This window comes from Rhizobium sp. CBN3, assembly GCF_030518245.1.
Classification (GTDB): domain Bacteria; phylum Pseudomonadota; class Alphaproteobacteria; order Rhizobiales; family Rhizobiaceae; genus Rhizobium; species Rhizobium aethiopicum_A.
On the sequence record NZ_JAULSE010000017.1, the window covers coordinates 26,560 to 48,820 of the forward strand.

Annotated in this window: 23 protein-coding genes; 8 read left to right on the forward strand and 15 right to left on the reverse strand. The window is 62.4% G+C overall.

Going from position 1 to position 22,261, the window contains the following annotated elements:
* Positions 1 to 202 precede the first annotated feature (202 nt).
* Positions 203 to 616 (forward strand): NUDIX hydrolase, encoded by a 414-nt coding sequence (locus QWJ46_RS22755; RefSeq protein WP_302754063.1) that lies wholly within the window; start codon positions 203 to 205, stop codon positions 614 to 616.
* Positions 617 to 792: 176 nt separating this feature from the next.
* On the opposite strand, the gene QWJ46_RS22760 is transcribed toward QWJ46_RS22755, so the two are convergent.
* The 3 genes from QWJ46_RS22760 to QWJ46_RS22770 all read right to left on the reverse strand — a co-directional run bounded on the left by QWJ46_RS22760 (position 793) and on the right by QWJ46_RS22770 (position 4,511).
* Positions 793 to 1,140 (reverse strand): hypothetical protein, encoded by a 348-nt coding sequence (locus tag QWJ46_RS22760; RefSeq protein ID WP_008535048.1) that lies wholly within the window; start codon positions 1,138 to 1,140, stop codon positions 793 to 795.
* Between the two features lie 71 nt (positions 1,141 to 1,211).
* Positions 1,212 to 2,540 (reverse strand): extensin family protein, encoded by a 1,329-nt coding sequence (locus QWJ46_RS22765; protein ID WP_302754064.1) that lies wholly within the window; start codon positions 2,538 to 2,540, stop codon positions 1,212 to 1,214.
* Positions 2,541 to 2,690: 150 nt separating this feature from the next.
* On the reverse strand, positions 2,691 to 4,511 hold the full coding sequence (locus QWJ46_RS22770) for a methyl-accepting chemotaxis protein (RefSeq protein ID WP_302754065.1): 1,821 nt from the start codon (positions 4,509 to 4,511) through the stop codon (positions 2,691 to 2,693).
* Positions 4,512 to 4,783: 272 nt separating this feature from the next.
* Here QWJ46_RS22770 and QWJ46_RS22775 point away from each other — a divergent pair, with 272 nt between their 5' ends.
* Positions 4,784 to 5,170: an acyl-CoA thioesterase gene (locus QWJ46_RS22775; RefSeq protein ID WP_064803309.1), complete on the forward strand. Its 387-nt coding sequence runs from the start codon at positions 4,784 to 4,786 to the stop codon at positions 5,168 to 5,170.
* Positions 5,171 to 5,188: 18 nt separating this feature from the next.
* On the forward strand, positions 5,189 to 5,776 hold the full coding sequence (locus tag QWJ46_RS22780) for a hypothetical protein (protein ID WP_184457765.1): 588 nt from the start codon (positions 5,189 to 5,191) through the stop codon (positions 5,774 to 5,776).
* A 293-nt stretch (positions 5,777 to 6,069) separates the two neighbouring features.
* Here QWJ46_RS22780 and QWJ46_RS22785 read toward each other — a convergent pair whose 3' ends face one another.
* The 4 genes from QWJ46_RS22785 to QWJ46_RS22800 form a co-directional block, all read right to left on the reverse strand.
* A complete protein-coding gene (locus QWJ46_RS22785) occupies positions 6,070 to 7,242 on the reverse strand; it encodes a DUF1501 domain-containing protein (protein WP_302754066.1) in 1,173 nt (390 codons plus the stop codon).
* 10 nt (positions 7,243 to 7,252) lie between these two features.
* Positions 7,253 to 8,764: a DUF1800 family protein gene (locus tag QWJ46_RS22790; RefSeq protein WP_302754067.1), complete on the reverse strand. Its 1,512-nt coding sequence runs from the start codon at positions 8,762 to 8,764 to the stop codon at positions 7,253 to 7,255.
* 404 nt (positions 8,765 to 9,168) lie between these two features.
* Positions 9,169 to 9,969 carry a class I SAM-dependent methyltransferase gene (locus QWJ46_RS22795; protein ID WP_184457759.1) on the reverse strand — a complete coding sequence of 267 codons (801 nt, stop codon included), beginning with the start codon at positions 9,967 to 9,969 and terminating at the stop codon, positions 9,169 to 9,171.
* Between the two features lie 152 nt (positions 9,970 to 10,121).
* The gene (locus QWJ46_RS22800; RefSeq protein WP_302754068.1) at positions 10,122 to 11,003 is read right to left on the reverse strand and encodes an NmrA/HSCARG family protein; all 882 of its coding nucleotides are present in this window, start codon (positions 11,001 to 11,003) and stop codon (positions 10,122 to 10,124) included.
* Between the two features lie 100 nt (positions 11,004 to 11,103).
* Here QWJ46_RS22800 and QWJ46_RS22805 point away from each other — a divergent pair, with 100 nt between their 5' ends.
* The gene (locus tag QWJ46_RS22805) at positions 11,104 to 12,027 is read left to right on the forward strand and encodes a LysR family transcriptional regulator (RefSeq protein WP_302754127.1); all 924 of its coding nucleotides are present in this window, start codon (positions 11,104 to 11,106) and stop codon (positions 12,025 to 12,027) included.
* Positions 12,028 to 12,058: 31 nt separating this feature from the next.
* On the opposite strand, the gene QWJ46_RS22810 is transcribed toward QWJ46_RS22805, so the two are convergent.
* The 5 genes from QWJ46_RS22810 to QWJ46_RS22830 all read right to left on the reverse strand — a co-directional run bounded on the left by QWJ46_RS22810 (position 12,059) and on the right by QWJ46_RS22830 (position 15,012).
* A complete protein-coding gene (locus tag QWJ46_RS22810; protein ID WP_184457755.1) occupies positions 12,059 to 12,313 on the reverse strand; it encodes a hypothetical protein in 255 nt (84 codons plus the stop codon).
* 53 nt (positions 12,314 to 12,366) lie between these two features.
* Positions 12,367 to 12,744: a response regulator gene (locus QWJ46_RS22815; RefSeq protein ID WP_302754069.1), complete on the reverse strand. Its 378-nt coding sequence runs from the start codon at positions 12,742 to 12,744 to the stop codon at positions 12,367 to 12,369.
* Positions 12,745 to 12,882: 138 nt separating this feature from the next.
* Positions 12,883 to 13,440, reverse strand: coding sequence for an NADH-quinone oxidoreductase subunit B family protein (locus QWJ46_RS22820; protein ID WP_281413916.1), 558 nt, complete (start codon positions 13,438 to 13,440; stop codon positions 12,883 to 12,885).
* A gap of 131 nt (positions 13,441 to 13,571) precedes the next feature.
* Positions 13,572 to 13,940: a DUF4087 domain-containing protein gene (locus QWJ46_RS22825; RefSeq protein ID WP_302754070.1), complete on the reverse strand. Its 369-nt coding sequence runs from the start codon at positions 13,938 to 13,940 to the stop codon at positions 13,572 to 13,574.
* Between the two features lie 283 nt (positions 13,941 to 14,223).
* A complete protein-coding gene (locus QWJ46_RS22830) occupies positions 14,224 to 15,012 on the reverse strand; it encodes a DUF899 domain-containing protein (protein ID WP_302754071.1) in 789 nt (262 codons plus the stop codon).
* A gap of 281 nt (positions 15,013 to 15,293) precedes the next feature.
* On the opposite strand from QWJ46_RS22830, the gene QWJ46_RS22835 reads away from it, so the two are divergent.
* The gene (locus QWJ46_RS22835) at positions 15,294 to 16,064 is read left to right on the forward strand and encodes an adenylate/guanylate cyclase domain-containing protein (RefSeq protein ID WP_302754072.1); all 771 of its coding nucleotides are present in this window, start codon (positions 15,294 to 15,296) and stop codon (positions 16,062 to 16,064) included.
* A 161-nt stretch (positions 16,065 to 16,225) separates the two neighbouring features.
* Positions 16,226 to 16,681 carry a DUF805 domain-containing protein gene (locus QWJ46_RS22840; RefSeq protein WP_302754073.1) on the forward strand — a complete coding sequence of 152 codons (456 nt, stop codon included), beginning with the start codon at positions 16,226 to 16,228 and terminating at the stop codon, positions 16,679 to 16,681.
* 141 nt (positions 16,682 to 16,822) lie between these two features.
* Here the strand turns inward: QWJ46_RS22840 and QWJ46_RS22845 are convergent, their stop codons facing one another.
* The 3 genes from QWJ46_RS22845 to QWJ46_RS22855 form a co-directional block, all read right to left on the reverse strand.
* The gene (locus QWJ46_RS22845) at positions 16,823 to 17,200 is read right to left on the reverse strand and encodes a hypothetical protein (RefSeq protein ID WP_302754074.1); all 378 of its coding nucleotides are present in this window, start codon (positions 17,198 to 17,200) and stop codon (positions 16,823 to 16,825) included.
* Between the two features lie 395 nt (positions 17,201 to 17,595).
* Positions 17,596 to 17,985, reverse strand: coding sequence for a hypothetical protein (locus QWJ46_RS22850; protein ID WP_184457740.1), 390 nt, complete (start codon positions 17,983 to 17,985; stop codon positions 17,596 to 17,598).
* A 145-nt stretch (positions 17,986 to 18,130) separates the two neighbouring features.
* On the reverse strand, positions 18,131 to 18,451 hold the full coding sequence (locus QWJ46_RS22855; RefSeq protein WP_348647685.1) for a DUF982 domain-containing protein: 321 nt from the start codon (positions 18,449 to 18,451) through the stop codon (positions 18,131 to 18,133).
* A 242-nt stretch (positions 18,452 to 18,693) separates the two neighbouring features.
* Here QWJ46_RS22855 and uvrB point away from each other — a divergent pair, with 242 nt between their 5' ends.
* Together uvrB and QWJ46_RS22865 are read left to right on the forward strand one after the other, a co-directional pair.
* Entirely contained in the window at positions 18,694 to 21,702 is a 3,009-nt protein-coding gene (gene uvrB / locus QWJ46_RS22860; protein ID WP_302754075.1) for an excinuclease ABC subunit UvrB, read from the forward strand.
* Between the two features lie 64 nt (positions 21,703 to 21,766).
* Positions 21,767 to 22,216 carry a hypothetical protein gene (locus QWJ46_RS22865; RefSeq protein ID WP_302754076.1) on the forward strand — a complete coding sequence of 150 codons (450 nt, stop codon included), beginning with the start codon at positions 21,767 to 21,769 and terminating at the stop codon, positions 22,214 to 22,216.
* The last annotated feature ends 45 nt before the right edge of the window (positions 22,217 to 22,261 follow it).

The following is a 22,261-nucleotide window of genomic DNA, read 5'->3' on the forward strand; positions in this document are numbered from 1 at the left end:
GTCACCTCGCTCAGCCGCTTCTTCGAAGCCGGCAAGCTGGGCATAAACTTGAAGTTCTGAAGGCACGGGGCGGCGATATTGGGACGCCTCCGTGGTAGGCGAAGGGAGTGCGCCAAAGCGGAGCCCGCCGCCCTCTCAAGGGGAGACCGTCCGGAAAAAGCGCGGCGTTGCCGGCATTTGCCGACATAAAGGAGAAGACGACATGCCCGAGATCGCGATGGGCGCCCTCATCAAGAATGGAAGCGTTCTCCTCGCAAGGCGAAGTGCCGGGCGCAACCAGCATCCGGATCGTTGGAGCCTCCCCGGCGGCCATGTCGAGGATGGCGAAGATGTCGAGACGGCAATGCGCCGCGAACTCATGGAAGAAATCGGCGTGACGCCGGAGCTCTGGCAATTTGTGACAAAGTTCGGGTGGCAAGGCCAATCCGCTACATCCGCCACTTTTCATATCTATCGCATCGATCGGTGGCGAGGCCGCCCGCAACTGATTGACGACGAACACACCGAGCTCAGATGGTTTAGAGCTGCCGCGATCGAATGCGAAACGGAGCTGGCTTTGCCTGAGCTCGGCAAAATCCTCATAAATTTGACCGTACAGGGGAACAGCAAAGATTAAGCGCGCGATGGCGTTCTCGAGCTCAGCAGGCAAACCGGCCTGTCTCTCAGCCGGAAGACGGGCGCATCGGCCCGAAATTCGGAATCGATTTTTCGAAAGCACGATGCAGATTTATAGCGTTAGAGCGTCATTTGTGCGTCCGAAGGGACGCACGGCGCTCTTATACAACCGGTCCCTCAGACCTTCTCTTTCTTCCTGGTCTTTTCTTTCGGCTCCACCGGCGCATCGGGCGTCGGCGCCAGAAGCTTGCGCAGCGATGCGATTTTGTCCTTCACCAGCGGCCGGAAGCGCGTCGCGCGATAGGGCATATCGGCCGCACCATAGCCCTCCGGCCCGTCATCATTGCCGCGGTGGATTTCCGCAAGCTTCACGCCGATGAAGGTGCCGTCGACATAATGGGTATATTCGCCGACCCAGCGGATCGTATAGATCTCGCCCTTGCGGATGAGCTGGTCGATGCTGACATGCTTGAAGGTATCGTTGATGCAGACGACCTTCTGGCCGACATGAAATTCATAGCTCATGGATCAGACTTTCCAATAGCACTGCGCCTCGCAGGTCCATAGCGCGTCCGGCGGCTGGGATGAACCCTCTTCTAATCGCAATAAACCTTTCCGCTTTTGCGGGAGCGCAGATCGAAATGGAAGTGGTTCCAGTGTTCGGGGTTGCTGCCCGGTCCGAGCACCGTATTGAAATAGCGGCAGCTGTCTGTGCGCACCGCCTTCAAGAGCCGGCCCTCGCGATAGGAGAACAGGCCCTTCTTGCGCACGTCGATCGCGTGACCGTTCTTCAGCACGAACTTGCCGACATCGATGGCATTGCCGCGGGCGTGTTCCGACATCGGATTATATCTCTGGCGGCTGTTGTTCATGCGCCGGCAGGAATAGCCGCCGAGCGGCTGGATCGTCTTGATGCCGCTCCAGTAGCGAAAGCGGGCCGACGGCGCCAGCTCGTTCTTCACCCACTTGGCGAAGGCGAGCGTCACCTGACAGTTCAGCGTCACGGCCGGCTGCACGCCGATGTTACCGGAAAGCCCCTTCAGCGACACCGGATAAGGCACCTGGCAGGCTGGTCCCTGCGAGATCGGCGGCTTCTCGTCGAAAAGCACGCCCATGCGCTTCAGTTCACGCCGGCAGGCGAGCTCGGAAGCCGGCATGACGCTCGGATCGACCGGTGCGGCGGGCCGGCTCATCATCGGGTTGTTCGGCCGGAGCATCGCGACTTCCTCGCTCTCGTCCTCTTCGGGAACGCGGGTCGGCTCCAAGACAGGACTGCCGTCATTCCAGGCGGGGGCTCGGCTCATCTCAGCCTGCGCTGCCGGCTGCGGCATTGCCCGGGGTGCGGACTGGCGCACTGGCTGATTGATCTGAGCCGGGTTGTCGGTGCCGATACCGTCGACGACGGGTTCGCTGGCGTTGCCCTCGGCGATCTGCTGCTGCTGTTCCTGCGCCAGCCCGACGACCGGTTCGGCCCCGAGCTCTTCATCCATGTTGACGCCGCCGGACGGGACAGCAAGGTTCTGCGTGCCGCCCCAGTTGCCGTTCGGCTGGCCTGCCGCCAGCGCCTCGTCGCTGTCGATCATCGGCAGCTTGCGGCCATGGGATTCCGGCGCGGCCAGCGTCTGCGGCGCCTGTGCCGCGTGCCCGGTGCCGGCAAGGTTCGGCGTATCGAGATAATCGACCGAGCCCTGGCTGCTGCCGACAGGCCCGCCGGAGACGGGATAGGAGGCCTGAGTTTCCGCGGGCGCAAGGCGCTCCGCACGCGCCATACGCGCGGCACCGCGAGACGGTGAAATCGAACTGACCCGGGTGCCATTGTCGACATTGGCCGGCGGCACCAGCCCATCGCTGATCGAACAGGTGGTCAGCGCCGCCGAGAGCAGCACGGGCAGGAAGGCTCGCCGCGGAAAGGAAACAAACGCCATACTCTTATCGCTTCCATGGGCCGGCCGCAGAGTGACCGAAAAAACTCGGTTCATTTTTAATTAAAAACGGTGAATGAAAACTTACCGGCACAATCTGAAGGGTGGGAATTAAAAAAGGCCGGTCGCCCGGCCTTTGATCTTTGCTGTTTTTCACGCTGCCCGTGTGTATCGGGTCTCGGTCGGCCGCCCCGCCTCGCGCAGGCGGAAATTCGCAAGCAGCGTCTTCAGCTGCGTACTTTCGTCGGCAAGCGTGCGGCTGGCCGCCGTCGTCTCCTCGACCATCGCCGCGTTCTGCTGCGTCATCTGATCCATGTGATTGACGGAGCTGTTGATCTCGTTGAGCCCCGTCGACTGCTCGCGCGCCGCCGTCGCGATCGAGGCGACATGGTCGTTCACCTGGTTGACCAGCGCCTCGATCTCCAGCAGCGCGTCACCTGTCGAGCGCACCAGCGCAACCCCGCCCTCGACTTCCGCAGCCGAGCGGCTGATCAGTTCCTTGATCTCCTTGGCCGCATTGGCGGAACGCTGGGCAAGTTCGCGCACTTCCTGGGCGACGACGGCGAAGCCGCGGCCCGCCTCGCCGGCCCGCGCAGCCTCGACGCCGGCGTTCAGCGCCAGCAGATTCGTCTGGAAGGCGATCTCGTCGATAACAGAGATGATCTGGTTGATGCGACTCGAGGATTCCTCGATCCGGCCCATCGCGGTCACGGCGTTGCGGACGATGTCGCCGGAGCGGCCGGCGCTCGCTTTGGTTTCGGCCACCATCTCGCGCGCCTCGTTCGCCCGCTCGGATGCGGTCTTGACCGTCGCGGTGATTTCGTCGAGCGCTGCGGCCGTTTCTTCGAGTGCGGCCGCCTGCTGCTCCGTGCGCTTCGACAGATTACCGGTCGCCTCGCTGATGTCGGACGCGCTGTCGTTGACGACGCGGCTCGATTCGGCGATCGCATGGATGACGCCGTTCAGCGCATCGACGGCGGCATTGAAGTCGCTGCGCAGTTTCCCGTAGTCGTCACCGATATCGCCGATCGAAACCGTCAGATCGCCGCTTGCAAGCTTCTCCAGGCCGACACCGAGCGCCTGCATCGCATGGGTCTGGCGTTCGGAGGCCGCCCGCAGGCTCGCCTCGTTGCCGCGACGTTCTTCCTCGATCTGCCGCTGCCTCTCGTCTTCGCGGCCGCGCAGCGCTCTGCGCTCGTCGACGGAGTCACGCAGAACCAGCAGCACCTTGGCCATCTGTCCGACCTCGTCACGGTACTCGCTGCCGGCGATCTCGACGGATGCTCCCTCGGCAGCAATCGCGTTCATCGCCGTCTTTAACCCTGCAATCGGCGCCGTTACGCTGCGGACGATGGCATAGGCGATCGCAATGGTGGCGGCCGCGCCAAGCAGGCAAAGCGCTGCAGCCCAGATCGCATTCTGGCGATAGAGCGCCGCCAGGTCATCGGCATAGACGCCGGTGCCGACGATCCAGCCCCAGGGCTTGAAACCGGCGACATAGGAATATTTCAGCACCGGCTCATCGGCGCCCGGCTTCGGCCAGTAATAATCAACGAAGCCCTTGCCGTCCTTCTTCACCTTGTTGACGAACTCGACGAACAGGAACTTGCCCGTCGGGTCCTTCATCTGGGAGATATCGGTACCGTTCAGTTGCGGCTTGATCGGGTGCATCACCATGGCGGGGCGCATGTCGTTGATCCAGAAATAGCCGTCGGCGCCGTAGCGCATGGCGCCGATCACGTCCTTGGCGGCCGCCTGCGCCTGCTCGCGGGTCATCGTACCCGCCTGTTCCATCTTGTAATATTTGTCGAAAATGCCGAGCGCCGTCGCCTCCATCTTCTCCAGCCCCGCCTTCCGCTCCGCTTCCAGCTCGGAATAGGAATAGTTCAGAAAGAAGATCATCGTCGCTGCGAGCACGGCAAGCGTGAAGCCGACGAGGCAGTAAAGACGGGTGGATATTTTGACGTTACGCATGAGGGTTCCCGGCGATTCTTGGATTTGAGACCGCTTTCATTGTGAAGCACCGCAATTACTGGAGCGTAAAGTTTTATTAGAAGGTGATCAAACAACGTAAGGTGAAGTATCGGTTGTAAAATTCAACCCGCTGAATCGAATGAGATTTCAGCTCGATGACGGCCGCGATATTTGCACTGCCGACATTGCTGGCGCCGAAAGGGATTGGTCCACACAACGAGTTCGCCTAACGTGGCTGCAGAATCGTAACACCCAGCCTGAAGGAACCTTCCATGACCGATGCCGCCAAGCCGAGAGGCGAACTGACGCTGCGCACGCTCGCCATGCCGGGCGATGCCAATCCGGCCGGCGATATTTTCGGCGGCTGGGTCATGGCGCAGATGGACCTTGCCTCCGGTATTCGCGCCGCCGAGCGCGCCAAGGGCCGCGTCGTCACCGCCGCCGTCAAGGAAATGGCCTTCGAGCTGCCGGTTAAAATCGGTGACACGCTATCGGTCTATACCGATATCGACCGCGTCGGTCGCACCTCGATTACGCTGATTGTCGAAGCCTGGGCGCACCGCTCGCGTTACGCAAAGATGGAAAAGGTCACCGCCGCCACCTTCATCATGGTGGCACTCGACGAAGAGGGCAAGCCCAAGCAAGTCCCCGAGGAGTGACGGGCCGGGATCGACACCATGGAAACGGTCAGCTCGCCGGAGGTCTTCCTTCATATCAAGGTGGTGATGGGCATGGTCATCAGCCTTTCGCTCGCGAGGCTGTTGACCGGCGTGGCCGGTATCGTCCAACACCCGGCCAAGGCGCGGGTCTATGTCGTCCATCTCGGCTGGGCGCTGTCCCTGTTCCTCTTCATCATCCATATCTGGTGGTGGGAATATCGCCTGCAGGCCGTGCCCGTCATCGGCTTCGGCATCTATCTCTTCCTCGTCTGCTTCTGCAGCCTGTTCTTCCTGCTCTGCGCCCTGCTCTTCCCGGCGAGCCTCGATGAATATGGCGGCTACGAGGAATATTTCATTTCGCGGCGTAAATGGTTCTTCGGCGTCCTCGGCCTGATCTACGCCGTCGATATCCTCGACACGGCGATCAAAGGTCCGGAGCGCATCCTCTCGCTCGGCTGGGAATATCCCGCCCGCAATATCGTCTACATCCTGCTCTGCGCCCTCGCCGCCTGGACCGCGAACCGCCGCTTCCACTCAATCTTCGTCATCGCCAACCTGCTCTACCAGGTGAGCTTCATCTTCAGGCTTTATGATGTGTTGGAGTGAGGCCCGATCCCGCGAAGCGGGAGCGATCGATCCAGTGAATCGATCGCAGGACCGAACGCCCTGAGAGAAAGCGAAGGGCCGGGCAGCGGCAAATTCTCAAACCTCGTTGGAAGGTCGCGCCCTCTCCCCAGCCTATCCTGAAGTGCCCCGCAGGGGCCTCGAAGGACGGGGCTGGCCTCCGCTTCGCCGAGTGCGGATGCTGGCGTGACGCCAAGCCACCTGCCCCCGTGATTCGAGACGGCCCTTCGGGCCTCCTCACCATGAGGGCTGGTCGTTGTGCCGTGCCGCCTCTCTCACACCTTCAAAAACTGCGACCCCTTATCAAAGCCCAGCCCGGGAAATACCTTCCCCGTCAGATCATCCACGCCCACATCGAACTGCCGGTAGAGCATCGCCGCCGCCACCTCGCGCACATCGGCCGTCGGCATCAGGTCGCGGTCGTCGAGCAGCTGGCCATCGCCGATCCCCGGCCAGCGGCCGAGGATGCGGCCGCCGTTGATCGCGCCGCCGGCAAGGACGGCGCAGCCGCCGGTGCCGTGGTCGGTCCCGGCGGAGCCGTTCTGGCGGACGGTGCGGCCGAATTCCGTCGTGGCGAGCACCACCGTCTTTGCCCATATCTCGGGGCCGAGCGTCGTCTTCAGCGTGTTGATCGCCTGGGCGAGATCCCCTGCCGGCCGCTTGAACTGGCCGGCCTGGCCGATATGGGTGTCCCACCCGGTGATCGAGAAGCTGGCGATGCGGTAATCGCCCTTCAGCATGTTGGCCGCGAGCGCCGCGAGGTCGCCGATCTTCCCGCCGCGCTCGCCGTCCGGCTCGATCATCATCGCAGCGCTGTCGGCTCGCGTCGCCTCGGCAAGTGCCTGAGCGAATGGCGGATCACCGGCATAGAGCCGCGCCAGGAACTGCATCTCGTCACGCGCCGGCGCCAGATTGGAATCCGAAGCCCAGACGTCGACATTGTTCGGCCCAGAGAGGATCAGCTCCGTCGACGTGTTGACGTCGATCGCCTTGCGCGCATCCAAGCGGGGAATGACCGCGAGCGCCCGGTTCAGCCAGCCGGTCTTTTCCTCGGCGACATGTTCGCCGCCGGATTCCAGCATGTCCTGGCCGTCGAAATGGCTGCGCTGGTCGCGATAGGGCGTCGACACCGCATGGATAAAGGCGAGTTCTCGGCTCTTCCAGAGCGGCATCAGTTCGGCGGCGGCGGGATTGAGGCCGAAATGCCCATCAAGATCGAGAAGTCCGCTATCCGGCGTCAGCGCCAGGGTCGGCCTGAGCGCGGCAAAACCGGCGTCGCCGTAAGGCTGCACCAGGTCGAGCCCGTCCATCGCGCCGCGCAGCACGATGGTGACGAAACGATTATCGCCCGGCATTGCCGCAAAGGTGACCGGCGTGAAGACGGGGGCGGCGGCAAGACAGCAGGCCGAGGTCAGAAAGCCGCGGCGGGAAAGCGAAATCCGGTTCATTGGGAGCCTCCTATCGGCGGTTGAATTCCGGCGATGCCAGCGTCAGCGTCAAACCGCTGATCTTGTTCGGCGCCTGCGACACCACGCGGATCGTTTCATCGCGCGCGGCATCGGCAAGCGTCGATCTCAGGAACTCGCGCGGATCCTCGTCGCGGCCGAACTGCGCCGCAGCCTGCCTTGCCCAGGCCAGGCGCTCGGCGAGCTGGCTGCCGGTGATCCAGGCGGAAAAGCCTTCCTCGAAACCGGCAGGGCTCGGCGGCAGCCAGGTCGGCTGGCCCATGCGCTTCAGCGCCCCCTGCCCCAATGCCCGCGCCGCCCGAAAGGCCTTGAGCCGCTTGTCCCTCGCCTCTCCGGCGGGATCCGTCGTCACTGGCGCTCCCGCCATGCCAGGTGTATTGGCCGCCATATCGCCCTCATCCGTTCCCTGCTGATTGGCTGCCAGGAAGCTGCCGACGACGCCGTTGACCGGCCCCGCATTCAGCGCCCTCAGACCGGCAACAACAAAATCGAACGGCTGACGCGCCTTGGCGCCCTCGTTTTGCCAGGCGGCGGGATGGTCGAGCATGGCGGTATAGACGGCGGTGAGGTCGCCATCCGTCTTCTTCCACGCGGCCGCCATATCGGAGACCATCCCCTCGTCTGGTTGGTCGGAGACGAAATGCACCGCGAGCTTGCGGCTGATATGGGCCGCCGTCTTCGGATGGACCGAGAGGTCATCGAGCATGTCGAGATAATCCTCGCGCGAGCGCCGGCGCCCGCCATAACTGACGCCGAGCACCTGATGCGTGCCGGGCTCCGAAATGTTCGGCCGAAAGGCGATATCCATCTCCTTGCGGTCGATGGTGAGCCCCGTCAGCACCATGGCCGCAGCGGTAACATCCGCCTGGGTATAGCCGCTGCCGGCGCCGAGCGTGTGCAGTTCCAGGAGTTCGCGGCCGAGATTTTCGTTCAGCCCCTTGTTGCGCTTGACGCCGCCGGCCGAATCCGGCCCGAGCGAATCCGCCTGGTCGAGGTAGATCAGCATGGCGGGGTGAGCGGTGGCGCTGCGCAGGAGATCGCCGAAACTGCCCGATATGAACGGCCGGATTGCCTCGGCCTCGTAGAGCGGCACGATAAGACGCATCGGCAGGCTCTTGTTGGCGCTGGTGGAGAAATGATCGGTCCAGAAGGTCGAAAGCCGCTCGTAAAAGCCGTAGGGCGACAGCACCGCCTGCATCAGCCGCAAGTTCGCATCGTGCTGAAACTGCTGCTGCGCCTGGCGCTGCACAGCCTTGCGCATCTCGCGCTGCGTCGGATCGTCGGTGACCGTCTTGGCATCTTCCCGGATCTGCTTCAGCTGGTCCTGCAGGCTGAGGATCGCCCGGTGACGCATGTCGGGGCCGCCGAGCGGAAAATCCGGCGTTGCCGCCGCCCCTTTGGACAATTGCCCGATCAGCTCATCCTTGCTTTGCGGCGCCACCTCGCCCGGCCGGAAACCATAACCGAATCGGATCGCCGCCATCGTCGGGAAAGAGAGGCTCATGCCCGATCACCTCCTGATCACTTGATGGTGACAGGCTGACAGCCGATTGCGACGGGAATCTGTAGGAAATGCGGCGATATCACGACATGGACGATTTGTAATCTACTGAAAAGGCTCAGGTTTCATGCGCGGAAGATGAAGGATGCTCCGATTGCAGTGGGTGGCTTCAGTTCAGGATAAGGCTCTCTCGGGCCCTTGGTGGCATCCTCCAGCTTTCCTCATGCTGAGGTGCGCAGCCCGAGAGGGCGGAGCCTCGAAGCACGCGCATCAACCTCGCTCCTTGCATCTTTTCGCCGCCGCAGCACCCACCTCGTCCTTCGAAGCCCCTGCGGATGAGGCTCTCTTGAGCACTGGCGCATGCCCCCGGCGCTCTTCATCGCAACCGGCGCATCCGCCCGACCGTCTCAAGCCACCCTGCCCCGGCACGCCCACGCCACCGATGCAAACGACCGCGGCCCGTCCGGCTCGCCAGACTCATAGGCGGCCCGAATGGCAGCGTCGACGGCCTTTCGCTTGTCCGGCTCGAGTCCCGCAACATACCTGCCGAGTGGCCCTTCGCCGGCCGCGATCGGCTGCCAATAATCGTCGAAGGAAAGATAATCCATCCGCACCAGGAGCGAGGTTTCCTCGACGTCGGAAAGGCCCTGCGCGATGAAGGTCTGTTTCATTTCCCCCGGCCGCATCATCGGCTGGAAACAATATCGGCGGCGCAGCGGCAGCGCGTCCTCGTCGAGCATGACGGCCGTATCCCACAGCATTCGCATATTCGACATACCGCCGTAATGGTCCCAGACGGCGGCAGCGACCACGCCGCCGGGGCGGACGACGCGGGCCATCTCGGCCACCGCCTTGCCGGCCTCCGGCACGAAATGCAGCATCAGCAGCGAAATCGCCCTGTCGAAACGGTCGTCCGCGAAAGGCAAGGCGCAGGCATCCGCCTGTTGGATCGATATGCGTGGATCGGTATTGGCCCGTTTCGCCGCCTCGACGAAGACCGGAGAATAATCGATGGCGGCGATCTCCCGCAGGCTGGGCGTTTGCGCAAGCGTAAACGCCAGGCTGCCGGTGCCGCAGCCGACGTCGAGCACGCGATCGCCATCCGCCAGCCCGGCAAAATCGATGAGCATCGGCGCCAGCTTCCGGCTCCAGCGGCCCATCAGCCGCTCATACCCATCCGCACTTTCGACATGAAAACTAGACGGCATGAAAGCCTCCTCCCCCCAAGGACGATGGCTCATTATGAACGCGCCGCCGGCGGCCGCAAGCGGATAATCGCTGTCGATCCACCAGATCTCCTTCCCCCTTGTCCTCGGCCCTGCGCCGAGGATCTGCCACCCGTCAACCGCCGTGGAGCGCGTCAGCCGCCAGCTTTATTCAGAACGCTCCAATCAAACCCGCGCGCCCAATCGTCGTAACGATGCCAGCCGACGTCAGGAAAATCGCCGCGAAGCGAGGCGATGTCGGCGTCATAGCCAGTGCGGTCGAACCATTCATACATCAGCGCCGCATCCTCGCTCTGCTGCCGCATCGCGGCAATCGGCAATTCCTGATAGCCGATCGGACGACCGAGCACTTCCGACAGGATCTTCACCTGATCCTCGCCGGACAATTCGTCGCCGGCGATGTCGAAACGCCTGCCGAACACCCGTTCGCGCCGTTCGGCCAAGGCCGCGACGAAGGCGCCGATATCGGAAAGGCAGATCTGCTGCAGCGCGCGCCCGGACGGCAGGGCCGCGGCGTAGACGCCCTGGCGCAGCGCGTCTATGGCCCAGGGCGCCACGGTGTTTTCCATGAAGGCGACGGGCGCGCTGATCGTGTAGGGAACGCCGAGCCCGGCAATATGCTGCTCGACCAGAAACTTGCTGTCGAAATGCGGAATGCCCGTCTTTCTATCGGCGTCGGCGACGGAGGAATAAATCAAGTGCCCGATACCGGCAGCCTTGGCCGCATTCGCGGCGGTGATGCCCTGGCGGGTTTCCGCATCCGTCCCGGCCTCGTAGCTGTTGCCCATCAGGAACATCGTATCGACCCCGCTCGCAGCCTGCGTCACCGACCAGGCATCGTCGAGATCACCGGCGACGACTTCGACGCCCGCCGCGGCCAGGCGCCTGGCGCTGTCGCTCTCCGGTCTTCGGCAGATCGCCCTGACGCGGTGGCCCCGCGCCACCAATGCGCGAGCGACCGCGCCGCCCTGCTGTCCGGTCGCGCCGGTTACCAGCACGCTTCTTTCCTTGCTCATGTCTCTGCTCCTTGTGGTTGGCGATGAGCCAGAGGTAAGGCTTGCCGCATTAAACCATAATAGCCTAAGATTGAGAAACATCGTGCCACTGGTGAATACAATGCTCGATCTCAACGACATCGTCGTCTTTGCCCGCGTCGTCGAGGCCGGCAGCTTCACCGCCGCCGCCCGCCTGCTTGCCATGCCGAAGACCACGGTCAGCCGTCGTATCGCCGCGCTGGAGCGCGAGTTCGGCGTGCGGCTCCTGCAGCGAACCACCCGCAGCCTCAGGCTGACGGATGCGGGACGCCTCTATTACGAGGAGAGCAGTGAGGCGCTTCGCACCCTCGAGCAGGCGAACCTTCGGCTGGCCGAGGCGCGGGCCGAGCCCGCCGGCACGATCCGCATCTCCGCGCCCGTCGGCTTCGGCGGTCATTTCCTCTCCGCCACCATCTTCGATTTCCTGGCGGCCTACCCGAAAACCAGGGTGGAGTTGCGCCTGTCCGACGACCGGTTCAATCTCATCGAGAACGGCATCGACCTCGCCTTCCGCACCGGCATTTTGGAGGATTCGACGTTGATCGCCCGCAAGCTCGGATCGACCTACCGGATTCTCTGTGCTAGCCCCGACTATCTCGCCCGCTGTGGCGCGCCGGATCGGCCGGAGGACCTCGCCAGCCACGATTGCGTCATCGCCGGTCGGTCGGCGGCCAATGCGCACTGGGTGCTGGAGGGCGAGGGCATTCGGGAAACGGTAACGGTATCGGGACGCTTCGCCGCCAACGAGATGCAGGCGGTCATGGCCGCCGCGATCGCCGGCTACGGCATTGCGCAACTGCCGCACGGCGTCGCCGCAGCCTGCATCGCCGATGGCCGATTGCAACGCGTCCTCGACGGCTACACGACCCCAGCCGGCGGCCTACATGTCGTCTATCCCAGCAGTCAGCACCTGTCGCCCCTGGTCAAGGCATTCGTCCAATTGGCGATCGATCACCTGAATGTCGGCTATAGCGCAATGGATGCGCCGGCGATCATATCGGGATGAACCCTGGCCTCGCTGAAAATGCTGCCTTGTATCATCGCCAGAGGAAATCCGGTCCGGTGGTCTGCGAGGTCAGCTTGAGCGTTCCGTCCGGCTGAACGACATAGGTCTCGAAGACGCGGTAGCCGAAGGCGCCGAGAAAGGTGTGCTGGACCACCGTTCCCGGACGATAAGGTGAACGCACGAGTTTTCCGCCATAGGTGAGACTATCCGGAAGAGGCTGCGGGCCGCCGGCGGTGCTGGCGCAGGCCGTAAGAGCGAAGAAAACGGCAAAGAGCGCGTGCTTCATCCTGACATCTCTTCCCGGCGACAGTGGCAACGGAAGAATACAACTTTACTCGCTCAGAAAACAGCGTTCCTGCCTTCGTAGTCTCTGCGCAGCGATTGCGCCCGCGCTAGCGCGCGGGTGATCCTCTCGTCGGTGAAGGGTTTGGCGATCACATCGAGCGCGCCCTCAATGCCGTTTCCGACGCTTTCCGGACTCCCGGTCACGAAGATGACGTCGACGCCGTAGCGATCGATCAGTCGGCGTGCGAGCTGCGCGCCGCTGGCACCGTCGGCGAGGCTGAGATCGACGAGCGCGACATCGCTTTTCGGAGCATAGGCGAGCGCCTGCTCAGTGGTCGAAACCGGTCCGACGGTCTGGTGTCCGGCATCCTGCGCGATGCGTTCGAGTTCCATGGCGACAAGACCCTCGTCTTCAACGATCATGACGTTCATGGATCCTCCTCCTCCCATCGCAGGCTCGCCGGTGGACACATCCCCGGTCACCGTCCTAACGCAACTCCCGCTCGGAAGTTTCCGCCGCAAAGGAGGGGCGTGCGAAAAATGGTAAGCAATTCGGTAAAGGATCGCGAGCTACCGCTCGATGCTGCCGTTGCGCCGGATCTTCCGCTGCAGGAGCAGAATGCCGTAGAGCAACGCTTCGGCCGTCGGGGGGCAGCCGGGAACATAGATGTCGACCGGCACCACCCGGTCGCAGCCGCGCACGACGGAATAGGAATAATGGTAATAGCCGCCGCCATTGGCGCAGGAGCCCATGGAGATGACGTAACGCGGTTCCGGCATCTGATCATAAACCTTCCGCAGCGCAGGCGCCATCTTGTTGCACAGCGTACCCGCCACGATCATCAGGTCCGACTGCCTTGGGCTTCCGCGCGGGGCGACGCCGAAGCGCTCGACATCGTATCGCGGCATGGACATCTGCATCATCTCGATGGCGCAACAGGCAAGACCGAAGGTCATCCACATCAGCGAGCCGGTGCGCGCCCAGGTGATAAGCTCGTCGGTGCTGGTGACCAGAAAGCCTTTGTCGGCAAGCTCGGCATTGATCGTCCCCATGGTCGGGTCGCCCTGCCGCTGTTCACCGGGGAACTGGAAATTGCGCGGGGCCGAGTGCGGTTGCGTAGACGGCATCGTCTTCTCCTGTGAGCCGACCTCAAACACAGCGCGCACGACAAAGTTCCAGCCGCACCCGCCCCAGTACAATAGCGACCATTTGCTTCATGTGTTTTTCGGAGGTCTGACGCCCCCACCGGTAGCCGGGATCACTGATCCTTATCGAGGAACCAGCGGATCGCGGCGTCGTTCCGGCACCGCGAGAGCGGCAATTGCCGCACGGAGTGAATACGGGTGATCCCCTCCTCACCGTCGGTGTCGACGTCCATGCAGGCGCAGGCATAACCATGCGAGGCATAGGTGTAGACAAATTCGCCGGCCGTCAGATCGGGGATCTTGTCCATTCCCTCGGCCGCCTTGTAGCCGCTGCCATTGTCCATGATGGTCCAGCCGCCGCCGGCATCGATGAGCGACCATTTCGCCATCGAGGGATTCTCCAGCCAGCCGCAGCGGCGTTCGGCATGCGCCGCGGCGGGCGCGAGAAGCACCATCAGAACAAGCGCATGCAATCTCATCATCGACCCCTCCGCCGCGCCGGCCACTATGCATGGTCAGTGGCCGGCAAGGCAACCGGGGTACTTCAGACCGCGCGACTTCTCTCCATCATCGCGCCAACTCTTTCCAGCCACCCGCCTCGCCTTCGAGGCTCCGGCCTTGAGCACGAGATACTTTCGTCTTTCCTTTGCGGGCGTGCTGTGTGGCACCCCCATCCCCTCCATCCTAAAACGCGCATCTTCGCCGCACAACCGCATCAGACAGCTACGGCAGCGTACAAGAATGAGGGCTGATCCTGAACGCGGCTCAGGATTTCCCCTTGGCGCTTTCCTCCCGGAACGCGGCTTCGCCGGCATCGGAGACCTCGACCCATTTCCTATCGGGCTCGGCGTCGGCAACGTAACTGTCGTGCCAGTTCCACCATTTGTAGGTCGGGGTCTGCGGATAACCCGCAGGCGAATCCTCCCAGACTTCCTGGCGTCCGAGCGGCGTGATGTCGAGATAATTCCAGGTGCCGCCCATCTGCTCGTCGCCGCGGTTATTGACGAAATAGGTGCGGAAGATGCGCTCGCCGTCGCGGTAGAAGACATTGGTGCCGTGCCACTCGTCGACACCGAAATCCTTGTCGAAGTCGTCGGTGATCGTCACCCACGGCATCGTCCAGCCCATCCGTTCCTTCAGCCGCGCTATGTCGGCCTGCGGCGCGCGCGAGGCGAAGACCAGCGTCGTGTCGCGGGCGTTGAGATGGGCGACATGGGCGACTTGATCGGCGACCATCGAGCAGCCGCGGCAGGCATGCTCGGGCCAGCCGAAGACGCCGGGCTCGTAAAAGGCGCGGTAGACGATGAGCTGGTGCCGGCCTTCGAACAGGTCGAGCAAGCTGATCCTGCCCTGCGGCGCTTCGAAAGCATATTGCTTTTCGACGGCCATCCACGGCATGCGCCGCCGCTCGGCGGCAAGTGCGTCGCGGGCATGCGTATGCGCCTTTTCCTTCACGAGAAGCTGCCGGTGAGCCGCCTCCCAGGCCGCCTGCGACACGACGGGCGGCCTCTGCATGGTCGGTCCGCCCTTTCCATTCTCGGCTGTTGCAGTCATCGCTTCAATCTCCTCTTTGGGGCGAGTTCCCGCGCCTCCTGTTCGAAAGCCGGTGCATCGCGATTGGTCGGAGATAGTTTCGCATCGGGCATCGAACAGTGGGAGTAACAACTGTGTCTGTCATCCCGCGGCCAACGCAGTTGGTCCGCGAGCCAATGCAGTTGGTCCGCAGGCAATGTAACGGCTCCGCCCGCGGCCGATAAAACCTGCTCAACCAACACAACAGTTGCCAAAACCCACATGTTGACGGAAGCTTCACCACGGCCATTGGATCACGTGACATGACGGCAGAATCCACCTTCACAGATCAGGCAAGGCACGGCAGCGCCAGAATCTGCCGCGGCTGCTGGGATCAGATGCATATGCCGATTCCGATCGGCGGCCCGCTTGCGCTTCCCTTCCGCGCCTTCGGCATTACCCGCAGCAAGATGAATCCCGATATCTGCACGATCTGCGAGCGCTCCTTCCAATATGTGAAGAAACAGCGCCAGATCACCGTCGACGCCACCATCCTGTTCGCCGATATCAGGGGCTTTACCGATCTTTCCGAGCGTATCGAGGCGGTGCGCTTGAGCGAAATCGTCAGCCTGTTCCAGGATCGCTGCGCCCAGGCGATCTGGGCGCATGACGGCATCGTCAACAAGCAGATGGGCGACGGTCTGATGGCGATCTTCAATTTCCCGATCATCCGCAAAGATCACGCCGGCGCGGCGATCAGGGCCGCCCAGGAGATCCAGCGCAACTGCGCCGCGGCGCTGAGCGGACTGGCGCTCGACGCTCTGTCCGGCCGCACCTTGGGCGTCGGCGTCGGCATCCATTCCGGCGAGGTCCAGATCGGCGAATTCTCGAGCTTCCGCAGCGATTTCACTGCGATCGGCGGCGTCGTCAACCAGGCCGCAAGGCTCGAATCCCAGGCCGCCGCCGGCGAGATCCTGATCTCGGCCGAAACGGCCGCAAAGGCTCCCGAACTCGTGACAGGCGCCGAAACGCGGATGCTGGCGCTGAAAGGCATCGAGCAGCCGGTGCAGGCACGCGTACTGGTCAAGCGTTGAACGACGGCGATCGCGCCCTTCTCAAAGCATCAAACCGCCGCCAACATGGCAGCTGCAGTTTCTCACGCTGTGATTGCGAAACACATCGGATCACAAGCAAGTTAAACCTCCGGAAACAAACATCGCTTATCTCTGAGCTGTTTTAACAGCTGGGGTATCTCATGGGCAGTTTTTCTCTGTTTCACTGGTTGATCGTCTTGATCCTGATCGGCGTGCCATTGATCTTCGTCTTAAAAAAACCGCTGGTCGGGCCGAACCGCTTCGGTGGCCGGCCGCCGGCCATGGGTTTCGGCCAAGCGATTGCAAGCTTTTTCAAGAACTATGTGAACTTCAGCGGCAGGGCGAGCCGATCGGAATTCTGGTATTCGGCGCTCTTCATCTTTCTCGTCGCCATTGTTTTGTATGTCGTGGATCGGAGCGAAACCTTGAACCTGATCTGGTCGCTGGCCACATTTCTTCCGTCGATCGCCATGGCCGCCCGACGCCTTCACGACATCAACCGAAGCGGATGGTGGCAGCTTCTCGCACTGCTAGTTCCAATTGGATCGGTTGTCGTGCTCGCAGGGTACTGCACGGCGTCCACAATGGATGATTCCAGGGAAGCCGTCTTTGCTTGAGCAAGGTGTAAGGACGGTCCTCGCGGGGTTGAGCCCGTCCGAGGCACCGGTCATCGTCGTTACGCGGACTGCGGGGTGCGCGGTCCGCTTCTGACGGAATCCGGAAGGGACCGGCGCGGTTGGCAAAAGCCCGCCTGTGCCTCAGTACTTCATGTTCCGCAATTCAGGAAAATCATAGTAACGCAGCCGCTTGTCGTGGCAGCGGTAGTCGTCCTTTTTCAAGTAGAGTATCATGTTGTGTTGCAAGCCCAGGCCGATATAAGACCAGTCTGGGTAAGCACGTTCCGTCGTGCGCGTGCAATAAGCATATATCTGCTTTTCCGGATTAAGCAGAACCACGCTGGAAATTTCGGCCTTTACGAAGTTCCCCGGTTTAATGGTTCCCCGCAGTGCGTCGACATACTCGCGTCGAACCGCGCTGGAGGGCGGACGCTGGGATTCTGCAACGGATTGCGGCGCCGGAGTTTGGCAGCCGGCCAGGACCAACAGGGCAGCGTTGGCAAGGAATCTAATCTTCATCTGGTTGAATCTCCTGTATCAAGGCCGATAGATCGGTTTTCCCAAAAGGCGATGGTAAAGCAGCAACGTTACAGCCTGTGCTTCGAGGCTCCGCCCAGCGGGCTGAGCACCTCAGCATGAGGGAGATTGGAGGATGCCGCAGCCTCTACCGGCGCGCCGCGGCTATGCCGGCAAGGCCCAAGAGAGCCTCACCCTGAGAGCCTGTGAATCTATCGATTTTTCGATTTTTCGATGCGAGTCAAATCAATGACTTAGCTCTCGTAAAAACGACGAAAATCCCAAAGATTCACAGAGTCTGAGGTGCCCGGAAGGGGCCTCGAAGGGCGAGGCGGGGGCGCCGGCGGTCGATGGCGATAAGCAGCAACATCGACGCCGCCAAATCTCTCACGCCCGCTTCAGGTCTTCATGCCGGTCAGCTCAGGAAACGGGTAGTAGTGCAGCCGCTTGTCCTTGCAACGATAGTCATTCGCCGTTGCGCCGAGGATTTGGCCATCGGTGAAGGAAACCCCGAGATAGGCCCAGTCGCCCCAGCTGCGCTTGGGCACCACACGCACACAGTAAGCATAGATCTTTTTCTCAGGCTCAAGCAGCACCACGCTGGAAATCCGTGCCCAAACCACTTCCCCCGCCTCGTGTCTATAACTTCTCTTGAATACAATATTGATGAAGTTCTGTCGGACGTCACTGGAGGGAGCACGTTGGGAATCCGCAACGGATTGCGACACCGGGGCATTGCAGCCGGCCAGCATCAGCAGGGCAGTGCAAGCGAGGACTTTTATTCTCATTCAGACGAATCTCCAAAGAATCGGAGCGCGATAAACGCTGCGTATTCCTACAAACACAGCGGGAATAATTTTTGCAATACACAAACAACATTGTTTGAAGCCGCGTGTTGGTCGCGCGCCGTGTAGATATGATTGCACGCTCTATTTAAACCGGAGGGTTTGAAACGGAACTTGTGGTCCCATTCCCATCGTCATCATTGATCGCCACGCCAGCCTCCAGCGCCGCAAGGATAAAAGCCTGCCGCACCGTTTCCGCCGGCATGCGGCCGGCAAGCCAGGCGCGGCAGAAATCGATCGCCCTCTGCTGATGGACGCCGCCATTGACGGGCCAGTCGGAGACGAGTGCGTAAAGCGCATCCTGCGGTGAGCGGAGAACCAGCCGTTCGCCGGTATCAAGATCGATCGAGATCGGTTTTTTCCAGAAGGCGGAATGGTCGCTAATGGCAGTCGCACCTGAAGCTGAAATTACATTGGATTAACTGCCGAAGGCCGATCCCGGTTCCAGTGCGGGCGAGAGGATAGCAACTGTGCCCCGCCCAAGAGAGCCTCATCCTGAGGCGCCCCGGAGGGGCCTCGAAGGATGAGGCGGGTGCTCCTGCTGACAGCCACAACTCGAGGAATTGTTGAGCCAATCCGAACGATTCATTCGTTTCCCTTTTGTACTCTTTGCCTCTTCCCTTTCGCGCTAACTCTCTCCATATTCGCGCCATGGCCAAAGCTCCGAAAAAATCTCCGACCTCGAATGGTTTCGAGGAAGCCCCGCAATCGTCCTTTGAAGGCGTCCCCCTCTCCGGCTCCGTCGCCGATTGGGTGAAGCAGTTGGAGGCCGATGCCGAAGCATCGGGCGTCGAAAGCCAGCGCGAGATTGCCTCGAAAGCGGGCAAGCACCGCAAGAAGGTGGAGAACGAAGCACGCAAGCATTCGGAAGCCGTCAGCGTCAACAAGAAGGCGACGGTGAGCAAGACCGCGCGCGGCGTTTCCATCGGCGGCTCGTCCGATCCGAAGACGCGCGCCGCCGCCGGCCTCAACCCGGTGGCGGGCCTCGACATTTCGCTCGAGGATGCCGGCAACATTGCACCCGGCGGCGTCACCGCCACGGTGGAGGCGCTGTCGAAGCTGATCGAGAGCGGCAACCCGCTGCACAAGAACGGCAAGATCTGGACGCCGCACCGCCCTGCCCGTCCGGACAAATCCGAAGGCGGCATCACCATCCGCATGGACTCGGAGTACAAGCCGGCCGGCGACCAGCCGACGGCGATCCGCGATCTCGTCGAGGGCCTGGAGAATGGCGACCGCAGCCAGGTGCTGCTCGGCGTCACCGGCTCCGGCAAGACCTTCACCATGGCCAAGGTGATCGAGGAAACGCAACGCCCGGCCGTGATCCTGGCGCCGAACAAGACGCTGGCCGCCCAGCTCTATTCCGAGTTCAAGAACTTCTTCCCCGACAATGCGGTGGAATATTTCGTTTCCTACTACGATTATTACCAACCGGAAGCCTATGTACCGCGCTCCGACACCTATATCGAGAAGGAATCCTCCATCAACGAGCAGATCGACCGCATGCGCCACTCGGCGACGCGCTCGCTGCTCGAACGCGACGATTGCATTATCGTCGCCTCGGTCTCCTGTATCTATGGTATCGGTTCGGTCGAGACCTATACGGCCATGACCTTCCAGATGAATGTCGGCGACCGGCTGGACCAGCGCCAGTTGCTGGCCGATCTCGTCGCCCAGCAGTACAAGCGCCGCGACATGGATTTCACCCGCGGCTCCTTCCGCGTACGCGGCGATACGATCGAAATTTTCCCCGCCCACCTGGAGGATGCCGCCTGGCGCATCTCCATGTTCGGCGACGAGATCGACGCCATCACCGAATTCGACCCGCTGACCGGCCAAAAGACCGGCGACCTGAAATCGGTGAAGATCTACGCCAATTCGCACTATGTCACGCCGCGTCCGACGCTGAACGGCGCCATCAAGGCGATCAAGGAGGAGCTGCGGCTGCGCTTGGCCGAACTGGAGAAGGCCGGCCGCCTGCTGGAGGCCCAGCGCCTGGAACAGCGCACCCGCTACGATATCGAGATGCTGGAAGCCACCGGCTCCTGCCAGGGCATCGAGAACTATTCGCGCTACCTCACCGGCCGCGACCCCGGCGATCCGCCGCCGACGCTGTTCGAATACATCCCCGACAACGCCATCGTCTTCATCGACGAAAGCCATGTCACCGTGCCGCAGATCGGCGGCATGTATCGCGGCGACTTCCGCCGCAAGGCGACGCTGGCCGAATATGGCTTCCGCCTGCCCTCCTGCATGGACAACCGGCCGCTGCGCTTCGAGGAATGGAACGCCATGCGCCCGGACACCATCGCCGTCTCGGCCACGCCGGGCGGCTGGGAGATGGAACAATCCGGCGGCGTCTTCGCCGAACAGGTGATCCGCCCCACCGGCCTGATCGACCCGCCGGTCGAAGTCCGCTCCGCCCGCACCCAGGTCGACGACGTGCTCGGCGAGATTCGCGAGACCGCGGCCAAGGGCTATCGCACGCTCTGCACCGTGCTGACCAAGCGTATGGCCGAGGACCTGACCGAATATCTGCATGAGCAGGGCGTGCGGGTGCGCTACATGCACTCCGACATCGACACGCTTGAACGTATCGAGATCATCCGCGACCTGCGTCTCGGCGCTTTCGACGTGCTGGTCGGCATCAACCTGCTGCGCGAAGGCCTCGACATTCCCGAATGCGGCTTCGTCGCCATCCTCGATGCCGACAAGGAAGGCTTCCTGCGCTCCGAAACCTCGCTGATCCAGACGATCGGCCGCGCCGCCCGTAACGTCGACGGCAAGGTCATCCTCTATGCCGACAACGTCACCGGCTCCATGCAGCGCGCCATGGACGAGACCGCGCGCCGCCGCGAAAAGCAGATGGCCTATAACCTCGAAAACGGCATCACGCCGGAATCCGTCAAGGCCAAGATCTCCGACATCCTCGACAGCGTCTACGAGCGTGACCACGTCCGCGCCGACATCTCGGGTGTCTCCGGCAAAGGCTTCGCCGACGGCGGCAACCTCGTCGGCAACAACCTGCAGGCCCATCTCAACGCGCTCGAAAAGAGCATGCGCGACGCCGCCGCCGACCTCGACTTCGAAAAAGCCGCCCGCCTCCGCGACGAAATCAAACGCCTCAAGGCCGTGGAACTCGCCGCGATGGACGATCCGATGGCACGCGAGGAAGCCCGCAACCAGGAAGGCGGCAAAAGGAACGGAAAAGCCACCCGCGAGTCGATCTCCCCCCTTGTGGGGGAGATGTCCGGCAGGACAGAGGGGGGTACCACACCCTCCTACTTCTCGAAACCCACCCTCGACGACATGGGCCCCGGCACGGACACAGCCACGCCCCTCTTCCGCAAGCCCGAACTCGACGAAATGGGCCGCCACGTCGCCACCCCCGCCGACAACAAGAGCCTCTTCCGCCGCAACACCCTCGACGAAATGACCGTCGGCCGCACGGAAAAACCGGTGAGCGGCCATGTGCCTGACAAGCCTGACGCCGCCAAGGGCACGAAGCGGTTTTCGCCGCTACTGGAAGGCCAGCCGGAACGCGACGTCGGCGTGCGGCCGGTGGTGCGCGGCCGGGTGGGCGCGGGCAGCTATGAGGAGCCGGGCGAACAGAAGCGCAAGGGACGGACGAAGGGGAAGACCGGGCGACCGGGGCGGTAACGAATCCGACTCTTTTGGTGCAGTAAAGTACTGAGCCGGTGCCTCGAGCCCAAAAGGAGCGACAATGTCCGAAACCATCCTTCGCTACGTCCCTGCAGACCCTTATTGGCAGCCCTCCCCCGAGGTTGCAGACACGGCGGTTTCCCTGCTGGAAACCATCGCCGCCGAGGCGGATGAGGTAACTGCGGGCTTCGAAGATGAGGTCAGGTTCTACGACCCAGGCGAGAACTGGTCCGGGGTGGAATGCAGCGCCTGCGGCGCGGATGCCGAGGAATGGTGGGGAGACGCCATGGATGCCGCCGCTGCCGATGGGTTCAAAGACCTGAACGCCGAAGCCCCCTGCTGCGGCGGCACCGTATCATTGAACGACCTGCGCTACATCTGGCCCGCCGCATTTGGTCGGTTTGCTCTTGAGGCGCGCAATCCACGCGTTGCCGATACGACCGAGGAGCAGGATCGGAAGATGACCGAGTGCGTGGGCGTTCAACTGCGCAAGATTTGGGCGCGCTACTAGGTTGTTGTGGGGACTGGTTGGGAGCCATAGCTACAATCTGCTAAC

Coding starts and splice junctions, on each gene's coding strand:
- QWJ46_RS22820 (WP_281413916.1), bottom strand. CDS start 13,440: ATGCCGTCTACGCAACCGCACTCGGCCCCGCGCAATTTCCAGTTCCCC.
- QWJ46_RS22760 (WP_008535048.1), bottom strand. CDS start 1,140: ATGAGCTATGAATTTCATGTCGGCCAGAAGGTCGTCTGCATCAACGAT.
- QWJ46_RS22805 (WP_302754127.1), top strand. CDS start 11,104: ATGCTCGATCTCAACGACATCGTCGTCTTTGCCCGCGTCGTCGAGGCC.
- QWJ46_RS22785 (WP_302754066.1), bottom strand. CDS start 7,242: ATGAACCGGATTTCGCTTTCCCGCCGCGGCTTTCTGACCTCGGCCTGC.
- QWJ46_RS22865 (WP_302754076.1), top strand. CDS start 21,767: ATGTCCGAAACCATCCTTCGCTACGTCCCTGCAGACCCTTATTGGCAG.
- QWJ46_RS22825 (WP_302754070.1), bottom strand. CDS start 13,940: ATGATGAGATTGCATGCGCTTGTTCTGATGGTGCTTCTCGCGCCCGCC.
- QWJ46_RS22795 (WP_184457759.1), bottom strand. CDS start 9,969: ATGCCGTCTAGTTTTCATGTCGAAAGTGCGGATGGGTATGAGCGGCTG.
- QWJ46_RS22845 (WP_302754074.1), bottom strand. CDS start 17,200: ATGAAGATTAGATTCCTTGCCAACGCTGCCCTGTTGGTCCTGGCCGGC.
- QWJ46_RS22765 (WP_302754064.1), bottom strand. CDS start 2,540: ATGGCGTTTGTTTCCTTTCCGCGGCGAGCCTTCCTGCCCGTGCTGCTC.
- QWJ46_RS22840 (WP_302754073.1), top strand. CDS start 16,226: ATGGGCAGTTTTTCTCTGTTTCACTGGTTGATCGTCTTGATCCTGATC.
- QWJ46_RS22780 (WP_184457765.1), top strand. CDS start 5,189: ATGGAAACGGTCAGCTCGCCGGAGGTCTTCCTTCATATCAAGGTGGTG.
- QWJ46_RS22770 (WP_302754065.1), bottom strand. CDS start 4,511: ATGCGTAACGTCAAAATATCCACCCGTCTTTACTGCCTCGTCGGCTTC.
- QWJ46_RS22755 (WP_302754063.1), top strand. CDS start 203: ATGCCCGAGATCGCGATGGGCGCCCTCATCAAGAATGGAAGCGTTCTC.
- QWJ46_RS22790 (WP_302754067.1), bottom strand. CDS start 8,764: ATGAGCCTCTCTTTCCCGACGATGGCGGCGATCCGATTCGGTTATGGT.
- QWJ46_RS22815 (WP_302754069.1), bottom strand. CDS start 12,744: ATGAACGTCATGATCGTTGAAGACGAGGGTCTTGTCGCCATGGAACTC.
- QWJ46_RS22775 (WP_064803309.1), top strand. CDS start 4,784: ATGACCGATGCCGCCAAGCCGAGAGGCGAACTGACGCTGCGCACGCTC.
- QWJ46_RS22810 (WP_184457755.1), bottom strand. CDS start 12,313: ATGAAGCACGCGCTCTTTGCCGTTTTCTTCGCTCTTACGGCCTGCGCC.
- uvrB (WP_302754075.1), top strand. CDS start 18,694: ATGGCCAAAGCTCCGAAAAAATCTCCGACCTCGAATGGTTTCGAGGAA.
- QWJ46_RS22800 (WP_302754068.1), bottom strand. CDS start 11,003: ATGAGCAAGGAAAGAAGCGTGCTGGTAACCGGCGCGACCGGACAGCAG.
- QWJ46_RS22835 (WP_302754072.1), top strand. CDS start 15,294: ATGACGGCAGAATCCACCTTCACAGATCAGGCAAGGCACGGCAGCGCC.
- QWJ46_RS22850 (WP_184457740.1), bottom strand. CDS start 17,985: ATGAGAATAAAAGTCCTCGCTTGCACTGCCCTGCTGATGCTGGCCGGC.
- QWJ46_RS22830 (WP_302754071.1), bottom strand. CDS start 15,012: ATGACTGCAACAGCCGAGAATGGAAAGGGCGGACCGACCATGCAGAGG.